The sequence below is a fragment of the Brachybacterium sp. YJGR34 genome (genome assembly GCF_003347015.1).
GTDB lineage: Bacteria > Actinomycetota > Actinomycetes > Actinomycetales > Dermabacteraceae > Brachybacterium.
The window spans coordinates 62,660-75,804 of the sequence record NZ_PNFB01000004.1 but is presented as its reverse complement, the minus strand read 5'-3'; the positions used below and the strand labels follow the sequence as shown (position 1 = coordinate 75,804).

12 protein-coding genes are annotated in these 13,145 nt (G+C 71.9%); 5 read left to right on the top strand and 7 right to left on the bottom strand.

Translation table 11 applies throughout. From position 1 onward, the window contains the following. Positions 1-70 precede the first annotated feature (70 nt). Positions 71-1,075 carry an aldo/keto reductase family protein gene (locus CXH06_RS05455; protein WP_114854149.1) on the bottom strand — a complete coding sequence of 335 codons (1,005 nt, stop codon included), beginning with the start codon at positions 1,073-1,075 and terminating at the stop codon, positions 71-73. A 44-nt stretch (positions 1,076-1,119) separates the two neighbouring features. Here CXH06_RS05455 and CXH06_RS05450 point away from each other — a divergent pair, with 44 nt between their 5' ends. Continuing rightward, entirely contained in the window at positions 1,120-1,323 is a 204-nt protein-coding gene (locus CXH06_RS05450) for a hypothetical protein (RefSeq protein WP_114854148.1), read from the top strand. A gap of 452 nt (positions 1,324-1,775) precedes the next feature. Here CXH06_RS05450 and CXH06_RS05445 read toward each other — a convergent pair whose 3' ends face one another. Then, positions 1,776-2,807, bottom strand: a complete 1,032-nt coding sequence (locus CXH06_RS05445; RefSeq protein WP_114854147.1) for a family 43 glycosylhydrolase — start codon at positions 2,805-2,807, stop codon at positions 1,776-1,778. A 200-nt stretch (positions 2,808-3,007) separates the two neighbouring features. Next, positions 3,008-3,649 (bottom strand): MerR family transcriptional regulator, encoded by a 642-nt coding sequence (locus tag CXH06_RS05440; RefSeq protein ID WP_114854146.1) that lies wholly within the window; start codon positions 3,647-3,649, stop codon positions 3,008-3,010. Positions 3,650-3,794: 145 nt separating this feature from the next. Between CXH06_RS05440 and CXH06_RS05435 the strand changes: the two genes are divergently transcribed. Next, complete coding sequence (locus tag CXH06_RS05435) at positions 3,795-4,370, top strand: DUF4188 domain-containing protein (RefSeq protein WP_114854145.1); 576 nt, start codon at positions 3,795-3,797, stop codon at positions 4,368-4,370. A 22-nt stretch (positions 4,371-4,392) separates the two neighbouring features. Here the strand turns inward: CXH06_RS05435 and CXH06_RS05430 are convergent, their stop codons facing one another. Then, on the bottom strand, positions 4,393-4,965 hold the full coding sequence (locus CXH06_RS05430) for a TetR/AcrR family transcriptional regulator (RefSeq protein ID WP_114854144.1): 573 nt from the start codon (positions 4,963-4,965) through the stop codon (positions 4,393-4,395). A gap of 109 nt (positions 4,966-5,074) precedes the next feature. On the opposite strand from CXH06_RS05430, the gene CXH06_RS05425 reads away from it, so the two are divergent. From CXH06_RS05425 to CXH06_RS05415, 3 genes are all read left to right on the top strand, one after another. Then, positions 5,075-5,644: a dihydrofolate reductase family protein gene (locus tag CXH06_RS05425; protein ID WP_114854143.1), complete on the top strand. Its 570-nt coding sequence runs from the start codon at positions 5,075-5,077 to the stop codon at positions 5,642-5,644. A gap of 145 nt (positions 5,645-5,789) precedes the next feature. Continuing rightward, positions 5,790-6,566, top strand: a complete 777-nt coding sequence (locus tag CXH06_RS05420) for a phytanoyl-CoA dioxygenase family protein (protein WP_114854285.1) — start codon at positions 5,790-5,792, stop codon at positions 6,564-6,566. Positions 6,567-6,576: 10 nt separating this feature from the next. Further along, the gene (locus CXH06_RS05415; RefSeq protein ID WP_114854142.1) at positions 6,577-7,485 is read left to right on the top strand and encodes an AraC family transcriptional regulator; all 909 of its coding nucleotides are present in this window, start codon (positions 6,577-6,579) and stop codon (positions 7,483-7,485) included. Between the two features lie 144 nt (positions 7,486-7,629). Here CXH06_RS05415 and CXH06_RS05410 read toward each other — a convergent pair whose 3' ends face one another. The 3 genes from CXH06_RS05410 to CXH06_RS05400 all read right to left on the bottom strand — a co-directional run bounded on the left by CXH06_RS05410 (position 7,630) and on the right by CXH06_RS05400 (position 12,955). Further along, entirely contained in the window at positions 7,630-8,817 is a 1,188-nt protein-coding gene (locus tag CXH06_RS05410; RefSeq protein ID WP_114854141.1) for an FAD-dependent monooxygenase, read from the bottom strand. A gap of 314 nt (positions 8,818-9,131) precedes the next feature. Then, positions 9,132-11,195, bottom strand: a complete 2,064-nt coding sequence (locus CXH06_RS05405; protein WP_114854140.1) for an ABC transporter ATP-binding protein — start codon at positions 11,193-11,195, stop codon at positions 9,132-9,134. Beyond that, positions 11,192-12,955, bottom strand: coding sequence for an ABC transporter ATP-binding protein (locus CXH06_RS05400; protein ID WP_114854139.1), 1,764 nt, complete (start codon positions 12,953-12,955; stop codon positions 11,192-11,194). Before CXH06_RS05400 ends, CXH06_RS05405 begins: the two co-directional genes overlap by 4 nt. Positions 12,956-13,145: the final 190 nt, after the last annotated feature.

Sequence of the window (13,145 nt, the reverse complement as noted above, 5' to 3'; positions counted from 1 at the left end):
AACGTTGGGGACGGGCTGCCGTGCTGTCCGGGGAGGGGAGGGTGAGCCCCTCCCCTCCTCTGTCAGAGCCTCACGCCAGACGCAGCGCCGGGGAGAGAGTCTTGGCGGCGTCGGTCTCGGGGATGTCGCCGAGGATCTCGTCGATGCGGGCCTTCACCTCGGCGTCGAGGGTGACCCCGGCGGCCTTGACGTTCTCGGTGACCTGCTCGGGGCGGGAGGCGCCGATGATCGCGCCGGCGACGTTGTCGTTGCTCAGCACCCAGGCGACGGCGAGCTGCGCCGGGGTCAGGCCCAGCTCCTCGGCGATGGGCAGCAGGCCCTGGACCGCCTCGAGCGTGCGATCGTCCAGGAAGCGCTTGATCATGTCGGCGCCGCCCTTCTCGTCGCGGGCGCGGGAACCCTCGGGAGCCTCGGCGCCGGGCTTGTACTTGCCCGTGAGGATGCCCTGGGCGATCGGGGACCACACGACCTGGGAGACGCCCAGCTCGCGGGAGGTGGGGACCACGCGCTCCTCGATGACGCGCCACAGCATCGAGTACTGCGGCTGATTGGAGACCAGCTGGATCCCGAGGTCGCGGGCGAGCTGGTGGCCGGCGCGGATCTGGTCCGCGTTCCACTCGGAGACGCCGATGTACAGGGCCTTGCCGGCGTGGACGACGTCGGCGAAGGCCTGCATCGTCTCCTCGAGCGGGGTGGCGTAGTCGTAGCGGTGCGCCTGGTAGAGGTCGACGTAGTCGGTCTGCAGGCGGCGCAGCGAGCCGTCGATCGACTCGCGGATGTGCTTGCGCGACAGGCCGGTGTCGTTGTGGCCCTTCGGACCGGTGGGGAAGTAGACCTTGGTGAAGATCTCGAGGGACTCGCGGCGCTCGCCCTTCAGCGCCTCGCCGAGCACGACCTCCGCCGCGGTGTTGGCGTAGGTGTCAGCGGTGTCGAAGGTGCTGATCCCGTTCTCGAGCGCGGCGCGCACGCAGGCACGCGCCCGGTCGTCCTCCACCTGGGAGGCGTGGGTGAGCCAGTTGCCGTAGATGATCTCGCTGATCTTGAGGCCGCTGCGGCCGAGGTGACGATGTTCCATGGCCCCAGCCTACGCAGAAGCGAAAGCGCTTGCCCCCGTGGTCCATGACCCGCGCGGTCGCCCTCGACCTCGCCGAGAGGGACCTCGACGTCGAGGACATGGGCAAGCACCTCGATCTGCTGGCCCTGGGCGAGGTCGTCGAGCTGTTCGCACCGGAGGGCCGCGAGCACAGGGAGGCGAGCGACATCCGGCTGCGGCTGCGCTCGGGCTCCGTCGGCCACCTCCGGCAGGTCACGACGGCCGGCTGAAGCCGAGGGGACCGCACCCCTGCCCCTCCTGGAGCCGGAGTCGTAGACTCGAGGGGCACGCTGCCCCGACTCGACGACGAGCACCGAGGAGAGGACATGACCCTCCAGCCACGTCGCGCAACGCTCCCCCCACCCAGCGAGCCCCCGATGACACCGCCCGGGGTGCCACCGGTGGAGCCTCCCACGCATCCGCCGACGGACCCGCCGGGCCCGCCGCCCACGGAGCCGCCGTCCCCGATCCCGGGCCAGCCGCCCGCGCCGGATCCGGGGCCCCTCCCGCCCGAGCCGGAGCCCGAGCCCGAACGGCCCCCGCCGGACCCGCCGCCACCGTCGCCGCCCGGCACCGGCTGAGGTCCCGGACGCCGGCTCCACGGCGACCGCGCCCGCCCGCGGCATGCGGCGCCGCGGGCGGGCGCACCGCCGCCGGCGACGCGCCCGTCGAGACGGCCCGCTCAGGCCTCGGCGAACGTTCCGCTGGGCGGCAGGATCTCGGTCGAGGTCGGCGCCGGACGCGTGCCGGGCAGCGGCGTGCCCCACTGCGGCGTGCCGTCGGCGGCGACGGGGAGCACCTGTGCACAGGCCTGGCGGTTCGGGTCGCGCAGCGGATCGCCGACGATCTCGGTGTAGGTGCGCGCGTGGTAGACGAGCACCGGCTCGCCGCTCGGCGTGGTGGTGAAGGAGTTGTGGCCCGGCCCGAAGCGCTCGACCGACGGGTCCGAGACGAACACCGGCTCCGGGGACTTGGTCCAGGAAGCCGGGTCGAGGAGGTCGGCGCCGAGCTCGGCCGTGAGCACGCCCATCGCGTACTCGGGCCCGGTGCCGGCGGCGGAGTAGGTCAGCAGGATCCGGTCCCCGCGCACCAGCACGGCGGGCCCCTCGTTGACGGCGTGGCGGACCTTCTCCCACGCGAACTCGGGCCGCGTCAGCTCGACGGGCTCCGTCGCGAGCGTCCACGGGTTCTCCATGCGCGCGATGTAGAGGTTCGAGTTGCCCTCGATGCCGGCACGCTGCTGGGCCCAGATCAGGTACTGCTGATCCTCGAGGACGACGCTCGTGGCATCGAGCGCGAAGGACTCCCAGCCGGTGCGGATCTGCCCGCGCTCGACCCACTCCCCGGTGAAGGGGTCTTCGGCGGTGTTCTCGAGGACGTACATGCGGTGGTTGAAGGTGGCGGCCATCCCGGGCTCGTCGACGCGGACCTGATCGTCGGGCGCGGCGGCGTAGTACAGGTACCAGGCGCCGCCCACGCGGTGGAGCTCGGGGGCCCAGATCAGATGGGACTGAGGCCCCTCCTCGTGCCGGCGCCAGACCACGACCTCCTCGGCCGCCTGCAGATCGTCGAGCCGGGCAGCGCGGCGCAGGATGATCCGGTCGTACGCGGGGTGCGAGGCGGTGAAGAAGTACTCGTCCCCGTGCCGGAGCACGCAGGGATCCGCGCGCTGCAGCACGAGAGGATTCATGGTCGGTACGTCGCTGAGGGTCATGCCGTGTCCTTGGTCCAAGAGGGCGGGCGACTCGCTTCCCGGGTCGCGGTGCACCCAGAACGGTAAACGATGTAAAGAGCTGCTGTCAGCAGTTTCGGAATCCCGGCCCGGACCGGCGCGTGCGACGGACGCCCGCGGGGAGCCCGGTGCGCGCATCGTGCGAGCCCAGCCCGGCACCGGGCAGTGCGCCGTGAGGCCCGTCACTCCTGGCCTGCGGCGCAGCCCGTGACCCCTCCCCCGCCGGCGCGGCGCATCGACAACTCCCGCTGGGCCAGCATGCGCAGCGCGCCCAGCACGGGCTCCAGCATCACGGTGCCGACCACGACCCGCCGCACCGCCCCCTCGACCTCGGCGGGCACCGAGGCGAGGTCCGCGCGGGCCACCTGCTCCATCGCCTCGGCATAGTCGTCCATCAGCGCGACATCGACGTGCACCCCGGCCTGCTCGCAGGCCTGCCAGGACCGTTCCAGCCGCGCGAGCACCGGATCACCGGGCAGGACGCTCCAGCCGTGCGCCCGCACCCAGTCCCGGGCGCGGCCGCCCTCGCCACCGGCCGGCGAGGGGTCATCCTCGAGCAGCGCGCGCTGCGCCGTGGCCAGCACGTCCTGGCGACTCGGCTCCGGCGCGTCGAGCACGGCGACGACGCGCCGGATCGCGGCGATCCCGAGCCCGCCGGCCTCGATCAGGGCGCGCACCAGCAGCAGCCGCTCGACGTGGTCGTCGCCGTACTCCGCGGAGGTCCGGGAGGTCTGCCGACCGGGCGGCAGCAGGTCCTCGCGCAGGTAGTACTTGATGGTGCCGACGGCGACGCCGGTGCGGTCGGCGAGCTCGGAGATCCTCATCGCGGTCCTCTCGGTGGGGCGGATGATGCGGCGCGCGACCGCGGAGGGGCCGCCCCGGCGAGCCGAGGACCGCCCGCACCCTTGACGGGGGCGCACTGCGGACGCATATTGGAAAGTACCACTTTCCAGACGAGTCGAGGCACTCATGGTCCCACGCACCGCCGCCCGTCGCCCGCTGTCATCGTCGCCCTCTGCCGGTGACACCCGCCCCGCCCCCCGACGCCCGCCGAACCTCACGCACGCCGCGGTCGATCAGATCGTCGTCTTCCACATCGGGATGACGGTCGCCAAACCCTGGCGCCCGGACCTGTGGCTGCCGGTCGCGGCCGCGATGCCCCGGATGCTCGCCGAGCTGCGGCGCAATCGGGAGGCCTGCGACCGCGGCGAGGCCGGCGAGGAGGACCTCGGCTTCCTCGGCGCCGAGTCGATGATCGGCCCCTCCGGGCCGTGGGTGGCCCAGTACTGGAGGAGCACCGAGCATCTCTACGCCTACGCCCGCCTCGCCTCCGCGGCCCACCTCCCCGCCTGGAAGGCGTTCAACGCCGCGGCCCGCGAGCACCCCGGCGCGGTGGGGATCTGGCACGAGACGTACGCGGTGCCCGCGGACGGGATCGAGACCTTCTACGGCAACGGCGCCGCCGTGGGGCTGGCGAAGACGGTCGGCACCGTACCGCTGAGCCGCCGCGGCCGCACCGCCCGGGAGCGCCTGGGCACCCGCTGACGCCGGGGACACCGACGACCCGTCAGGAGTCCGGCAGCAGCCCGTCCACCAGGGCCTCCACGATCTCCTCGGTCCCCACCTGCGGCATGAGGGGACCGGCGAGCCGGTCCCACAGCAGGCCGTCCATCGCATAGTGGAACAGCGCGATCTCGCGCTCACCACCCGGCAATCCGGCGCGGGCGTTGAAGGCGACGTCGGCCGCGAAGCCCTCGCGCCGCCACTGCCCGAACAGGGCGGCGACCTCGGGGCGACGGATGCTCTCGAGGCGCAGCTCGAACAGCGCGACGGCGACCTCCCGGTCGCCGAGCAGTCGGTGGGCGATGTTCTGCAGATACTCCGTGAACAGCGCCCTGCTGGGGGTCCGGCCCTCGCGCTCGCGGAGGAACTCCTCGCTCGGAGCGAGCCGCCGGCCGATGCGCTCGACGAGGCCGGCGATGAGGGCATCGCGGGAGCGGAAGTAGTTCGAGGCCGTGCCGAGAGGAACCCCGGCCTCGCGGTCGACGGCGCGATGCGTGAGCCCGCGGGCGCCGTCTCGGGCGAGCACCGCGAGACCGGCGTCGGCGAGCATCCTGCGTCGTTCCTCGTTGCGAGCCATGACCGGAGCCTAGCGTGAACCACGACGCCTGTTGTACTCTCCGTCCACGACGCCTGTCGTGGTCCAGGCACGGCCTCGCCCCACCTCCCCTCACCCCAGGAGCCACCCCATGCGTGAACTCATCTACTACGTGGCCGTGAGCCTGGACGGCTACATCGCCGGACCGGACCATCAGTTCGACGCCTTCCTCACCGAGGGCGACCACATGGACGGCATCAACGAGCGCTATGCCGACGCGATCCCCACCGACATCGCCGAGCAGCTCGGGATCGACCAGAGCCGCGGGCGCTTCGATGCCGTGGTGATGGGCGCGAACACCCATGCCGTGGGACTGCCGGAGATGCCCAGCCCCTACCGTCACCTCGAGCAGGTGGTCTTCACCCATCGGCCCCTCGAGCCCGCGGAGAACCTCACCGTCACCGGCGAGGACCCCGTGCGCGTCGTGCGGGAGATGAAGCGTCGGCCCGGCAAGGACATCTGGCTGTGCGGCGGCGGGCAGCTCGCCGCGGCCCTGCATCAGGAGATCGACCGCCTGGTCCTCAAGCGCCAGCCGCTGCTCTTCGGCGCCGGCGTGCCGCTGTTCGCACCCGGGGAGTACTCACCCGCCCTGTTCGATCTGGTCAGCTCCCGCACCTTCGCCTCCGCAGTGACGTTCACGGAGTACGTGAGGCGCCGCTGATGCCGGCGCACGAGCGACGGAGGAAGAATGTCGTGTCCGTCTGGCGAACATCCGCGTCCGCCTCTGGCCTGGTGGGCCCACAGGGTGTTTCCTAGTCTCGAGGAGCACACCACGAAGGACACCTCACACACCGGAAGGGTCGATGATGACCACCCTCTCCCCCGCCACCGCCGATCTCGATCAGCTGGCCGACACCTACAACGAACAGGGCTACGTCCTGGTCAAGGGCCTGCTCACCAAGGAGGAAGCGGCCGAGTTCCGCGCTCGCAGCCACGATCTGATCGCCCGCCTGGACCGCGGCGAGGACGACCCGACCTGGGCCTCGGCCGCCGAGGCCGCCATGGGCCAGGCCACCAGCCTGCAGGACCTGCACGACGCCCAGTTCTACGACGCCGCCTTCACCCGGCTGCTCACCGATCCGCGCTTCACGGATGTGGCCGCGGCCGTCCTCGGCACCCCCAACGTGCAGCTGCACCACACCAAGATGTTCGTGAAGCCGCCCGCCAACGGCTCCCCCTTCCCTCCCCATCAGGACCACCCCTTCTTCCCCCACACCCATCACCGGGTGGCCGCAGCGATCTTCCACTTCGACGACGCCCCCGAGGAGAAGGGCTGCGTGCGGATCGCCCCGGGCAGCCACAAGGCCGGCCCGCGCGAGCACGATCCCGAGGGCAGCTACCACCTGCCCGACTTCCCCACCGAGGAGCTGCAGCCGATGGAGGCGGAGGCCGGGGACGTCCTGTTCTTCACCTACACCACCGTCCACAGCTCCGGGGTCAATGTCAGCGACGAGGCCCGCACCACCTGGCTGGTGCAGTTCCGGGATCCTGCGGATCCGCCGCTGACCGATCAGCACACCCACTCCCTGGGCCAGGGCCTGATCCTCGCCGGCAGCGATCCCACCGGACGCGCGGGCCGCTGAGGAACCGCCCATGAGCCTCGACCTCGTCGCCGAGGCCTCAGGATTCGTCGACCTCGCCGGTCAGCTCACCGCCGGCGAGGTCGACGGCTTCGCCGTGGACTACCTCTCCTGGGGCTTCTACGAGCCCTCCCGGTGGCACAACACCCCGCACACCCACTCCTTCCACGAGGTGTGCCTCGCCTACGCCGGCGCGGGGACCTTCACCCTCGAGGGCACCACGCACCGCGTCGAGGCGGGGACGCTGTTCCTCGCACGCCCCGGGGACGTGCATCAGATCGTCGCCGACGACGCGGGGTCCGACGGTCTGGGCATCGCCTTCTGGGGCTTCACGCTCCGCGAGACCCCCGCTGCCCGGACGCTCCGCCACGGCTGGTGGAACGGGCTGACGCGCGCCGACCATCCGGTGGTCTCGGACGCGCTCGGCGCGCTGCCGACGCTCGTCACGGCCCTCGCCGCCGAGGCCTCCTCGCCCCGCTCCGGCCGCGGGGCGCAGCTCGAGGCGCTGGGCACCGCGCTGGTGATCGAGACGGCGCGGGCCTTCGCCACGCCCGAGGACCTCCGCATCGCGGTCGACCCGGCCTCGCGCACCACCTCGATCGTCGCCCTCATGCAGCGCTACCTGGCCGACAACCTGCAGCGCCCGCTCGAGGTGCGCGACGTCGCCGAGGCCGCCCACCTCTCGACCCGCCACGCGGCCCGGCTGTTCGCCCAGGAGACCGGGACGTCCGTGATGAGCGCGCTGCGACGCCTGCGACTCGAGCGCGGCGCCCATCTGCTGCTGGAGACCGAGGAGCCGGTCACCCAGGTGGCCCGGCAGTGCGGATATCCCGAGGTGCGGCCCTTCATCACCGCCTTCGGCCGCCGCTACGGCCAGACCCCCGGCTCCTTCCGCGCCCACGGCGGCACATTGCACCTGTGAGGGCACGGCGTGAGCAGGGCGGGGCACCGGGGCGGACCGGGCTGCTTGCCGCCGCCGGCAGCGAAGGCAACCTCACCGTGGTGTTCCGGAGGGATTCCGCGGTGAGGTTGCCTGCACCCGCGCGCGGGGGCTGCGGAGAGCGGCTCAGACGGCCAGGGCGCTCCGCGCGAACAGCCGGGAGGCCCCGGGCAGGTGCAGGAGGCTCGTCGCGAGCTGCTGGAGGCGCTGCTGACGCGCGGTGGCCGGGATGAAGGCGGAGGCGCTGCGCCGCCCCGCGCGCTGAGCCCGCTCGACCGTCGGCCTCCACCGCCGCTCGTACTCGGCGAGGCCCACCTCGACCTGCGGTCCGGCGGCGCGCAGGCAGCGGGCCAGCACCTCCGCCCCGGCGATCGCGAGCGAGCTGCCCTGGCCGGCCAGCAGCGAGACCGCATGAGCGGCGTCCCCGGCCAGCACCACCCGTCCTCGGCTCCAGCGGGGCGCCCACGACTGCGCGACGAGGTCGTCGTAGTAGTCCTCCGGGGCGTGCTCGAGGGCACGGTCGACCAGCGGATGCAGCCCCTCGTAGGTGCGGCGCAGGAGTGCGGGATCCGGTGACGGACGATGCTCGGGACCGGAGGGCTCCCCGGCACGAGGCGGCCGCCCTCGGCGCTCGGCGAGGAACACGGCCGCCCGCCGCTCGTCGCACGCGTAGAGACCGCCGATGCGGCCGATGCTGTCGGTCATCAGGGCGACGTCGCCCAGCTCCGCGGCGAGCTCCGGATCCTCGAAGAGGAAGCTGGCGGCGCGATATCCCATCGGGATCACCGGGCCGTGCCCGGCGGCGACGTGCTCACGCCCCATCGAACGGACGCCGTCGCACAGGACCACGAGATCCGCCTCGAGCCGCTCGCCGCCGGCGAGCTCGACGATGGCGCGCCGCGGCCAGGCCGCCCCCTGCAGCGCGGCGTCGCGGAGGCCCACGGCCCGGGCGCCGTACCGCAGGTGCACGGTGTCCGGGAGCTGCGCGAGCAGGCCCCGTTCCATCTCCGGGCGCAGGATGGAGAAGTACCTCCCGTCGGCGGCGTCGATCAGCGGGGCGGCATCGATCGTCCCCGAGACCGAGCGGTCGGACCTCTCGAACCGCACCCCGTCGAAGACGCGGCCCCGTGCGCGGAGCCCCTCGAACAGGCCCATCCGTTCGGCGGCCGGGACGCCGGGGCCGAAGAAGTCGATCATGTAGCCGCCTCCGCGCGGGCCCGGGGAGGCCTCCAGCACGGTGACGTCATGATCGGGGGCGAGCTGGTGGGCGAGGGCGAGACCGCTGATCCCGCCACCGATGAGGAGGACGTCCATGCCTCGACGCTATGCCGAGCGGCGGCGGAGCGCACCCTGTTTCCGGCCCGACCCCTCCCCCGAGACGGCGCGCCCGGCAACTCGCGTCCGGCAACTCGCGCCCGGCAACTCGCGCCCGACGACGCGCGCCCGGCGACTCGCGTCGAGCGCCTCCGGGGAGAGCCTCGCGGAGAATGGTGCGGTTCCGAACCAGTTCCGGCCCCGAAATGGAACAGAACCGCACCTCACTCACCGCGCGCGGCCTCCGCGGGGCGCGAAGGCTCCGCGGGGCGCGGGGGCGACCGCTCCGCGCCGCGCGACAGCTCCGCCGCGCGTCAGCCCTCGGCCGGGGCGCCTCCCGGCTCCAGGGTGGCCGTCTCCCCGGTCACCGCCGCGATCTCCCCGGTGACCGCGGGGATCGCCCCGGTGACCAGCGCCTCCTCGTCGGGATCCACCCCGGAGGCGAACTGCGACCAGTACAGGCGGTGGTAGGCGCCCTCGGCCTCGAGCAGCTCATCGTGGGAGCCGAGCTCCACGATGTCGCCGTGCTCCATCACGAGGATCACGTCGGCGTCGCGGATGGTGGACAGGCGGTGGGCGATGACGAAGGAGGTGCGGTCGGTGCGCAGCGCCGCCATCGCCTCCTGCACCAGCACCTCGGTGCGGGTGTCCACGGAGGAGGTGGCCTCGTCGAGGATCAGCAGCGCGGGATCGGCGAGGAAGGCCCGGGCGATGGTGATCAGCTGACGCTCACCGGCGGAGACGTTCGCGCCCTCGTCCTCGATGACCGTGTCGTAGCCGTCGGGGAGGGTGTGCACGAAGCGGTCCACGAAGGTGGCGGTCGCCGCGGCGACGACCTCCTCGTCGGTCGCATCCAGGCGGCCGTAGCGGATGTTCTCCCGGATGGTGCCGCCGAAGAGCACGGCGTCCTGGAGCACCATGCCCACCTGACTGCGGACGGCCCCGCGATCCAGCGCCCGGATGTCCACGCCGTCCAGGCGGATCTGCCCGGCGTCGATCTCGTAGAACCGCATGATGAGGTTGACCAGGGTGGTCTTGCCGGCACCCGTCGGCCCCACGATCGCGATGGTCTGTCCCGGCTCCGCGGTCAGCGAGAGGTCCGTGATCAGCGGCTTCTCCGGGGTGTAGGAGAAGGCGACGTGATCGAACTCGATCCGGCCCCTGACCGGGGTGATCAGCTGCGCGGGCGCAACGATCCGCCCGGAGCGGTCCGCGGCGCGGCCGCCGGAGCCGTCGGTCCCGGCGCTGCCGGCGGCGATCTGGCCGTCGGCCTCCTGCTCCTCGGCGTCCAGCAGCTCGAAGATGCGCTCCGCGGAGGCGACGCCGGAGATCAGCATGTTCGCCATGCCGGCGACCTCGCCCAGCGGTGCGTTGAACTCGCGGGAGTACTGGATGAAGGCCGTGACCTGGCCCAGGGACATCTGCCCCGCGGCGATCCGCAGACCGCCCACCACGGCGATGCCGACGTATCCCAGGTAGGTCACCCACTGCATGATCGGCATGATCATGCCGGAGTAGAACTGCGCCCGGAAGGACGCCTCCCAGAGGTCCTCGTTGCGCTCGTCGAACTGCTCGCGCATCGCGTCCTGGCGGTCGAAGACGGTGACCAGGTCGTGGCCGGTGAAGGACTCCTCGACGTGGCCGTTCAGTCGCCCGGTGTTGCGCCACTGGGCGGTGAACAGCTTCTGGGACTTCGACCCGATGAGGCCGATCACCACGCCGGAGATCGGCAGCGCCACCAGGGCGATGAGCGCCAGCTGCCAGGACAGCCAGAACATCATCACCGTGATGCCCACGATGGTCAGCACCGCGTACACCAGGGAGGCGAAGGCCTGCTGGAGGGCGGTCTGGACGTTGTCGACGTCATTGGTGGTCCGCGAGAGCAGGTCGCCGCGCTGGCGGGTGTCGAAGTAGCTCAGCGGCAGCCGGTTGACCTTGGCCTCGATCTGCTCGCGCAGGTGGTAGACGATCGTCATCACCACGTCGTTGAGCAGACGGCCCTGCAGCCAGTCGAACAGCGCCGCGACCAGGTACATGCCGATCACGATGAGCAGGAGACGGCCCAGGGCGTCGAAGTCCACCCCGCCCCCGGCGAGGAAGCCGTCGAAGATGACGTCCATGGCGTCGCCGAGGACCGTCGGCGCCCAGACGGTCAGGACGGTGGAGAGGATGCCGAAGGCCAGCACGACGCCCAGCCCCAGCTTGTGATCGCCGAAGGTCCTGAACAGACGCAGCGCGGAGGGCCAGAAGGCCTTCGCCTTGCGCGGGGCGGACTCGCCCCATTCGCCGCTCATCGAGTCCTGCATCTCGAGGATCTCGTCCTCGCTGAGCTCGGCCGGCGCGGAGCCCTTCTTCTGCTTCCGGTTCCTGTCGCTCATGCCGGCTCCTCCACGCTGATCTGGGAGTCGACGATCTCCCGGTAGGTCTGCGAGCTCTCCAGGAGCTCCTCATGGGTGCCGCGGCCCACGATCTTCCCGGCCTCGAGCACGAGGATCTGATCGGCCGAGGTGATGGTCGAGATGCGCTGGGCGACGATCAGGGTGGTCGCGCCGCGGGTGCGGTGGGCGAGACCCTCGCGGACCTTCGCATCGGTGGTGACGTCGAGCGCCGAGAACGAGTCGTCGAAGACGTACAGCCGGGGCCGGGCGACCAGGGTGCGGGCGATGCACAGGCGTTGGCGCTGGCCGCCCGAGACGTTGGTGCCGCCCTGCGAGACGGCGGACTCCAGCCCCTTCGCGACCGCGTCGCCCTCGCCGGTGGTGCGCTCGGCGACGAACTCGGTGGCCTGGGCGGTCTCCAGCGCCTCCCAGAGCTGCTCCTCGCTCGCCTCCGGGTCCCCGAAGCGCAGGTTGTGAGCGATGGTCCCGGAGAACAGGTACGGCTTCTGCGGCACCAGGCCCACGGCCCGGGAGACCGTCGCGCGCGACAGCTCGGTGATCCGCACGCCGTCCAGCAGCACCTGGCCGCTGGTGGCATCGTGCAGGCGCGGGACCAGGTTGACCAGCGTGGTCTTGCCGGCGCCGGTGGAGCCGATGATCGCGGTGGTCTTGCCGGCCTCGGCGGTGAAGCTCACCCCGTCCAGGACGGGCGAGTCCGCGCCCGGGTAGGAGAAGGTGACGTCGCGGAACTCAAGGGAGGCGCCGCCGCCGTCGGCCTCGATCGCCACCGGATGCGCCGGCTCGGCGAGGGTGGGGAGGGTCTCGAGGACCTCGCCGATGCGCCGTGCGCTGATGATCGCGCGCGGGAACATCATGAACATGAAGGTGCCCATCATGACCGCCATGAGGATCTGCAGCAGGTACTGCATGAAGGCGGTCAGGGCTCCCACCTGCACCAGCCCCGCGTCCACGCGATGGCCGCCGAACCACAGCACGGCGGCGGTGGCGAGGTGGAGGACGACGGTGATGGCCGGGCCCATGATGACGAACAGGCGCCCGATCCGCACCGAGGTGTCGGTGAGGGTGGCGTTCGCGTCCTCGAAGCGGGCGGTCTCGTGGCGCTCGCGGACGAAGGCGCGGACCACGCGGATGCCCATGATCTGCTCGCGCATCACGCCGTTGATGGAGTCGATGTTGGTCTGCATGCGCTCGAACAGCGGCATCAGGCGTGTGACCAGGAGACCGACGATGAGCATCAGCACGGGCACGGAGACCCACACCAGCCAGGAGAGACCGGGATCCTCCTGGATCGCCATGATGATCCCGCCGATGGCCATGATCGGCACCATGACCATGAAGTTCAGCGTCATCAGCACCAGCATCTGCACCTGCTGGACGTCGTTCGTGGCGCGCGTGATGAGCGTGGGCGCGCCGAAGCGTCCCATCTCCTCGGTGGAGAAGCGGTCCACGCGCCGATAGATCGAGCGGCGCACGTCGCGGCCCATCCCCATGGCGACGCGCGCCCCGAACCAGACCGAGGCGATCGCGGCGATCAGCTGGACCATCGCGACGGCCAGCATGAGCCCGCCGACGCGCCAGATGTAGTCGGTATCGCCCGTGGCCACACCGTTGTCGATGATGTCCGCGTTGAGGCTGGGCAGGTACAGCGTCGCGAGGACCGCGACGAGCTGGAGGACGACGACGGCACCGATGTGCGGCAGGTAGGGCCGGATGTGGCGTCGGATCAGGGTCCAGAGCATGGAGGGATCTCCTGGAGCAGGGTGATGCGGCCCGGCCGTCGGGAGCGGGAGCGGCCGGGGTGTCGTGGACGAGACTAGGAGGGCGGGCGGACATTCTCCGTCCGCGAAGCGGAGCGGGCGGGCGGGGTGCCGTCGCGCGGGCGGAGGGTGGCCGGACGCAATCAACCATCCTGCCCCACCGGGCTGGGAG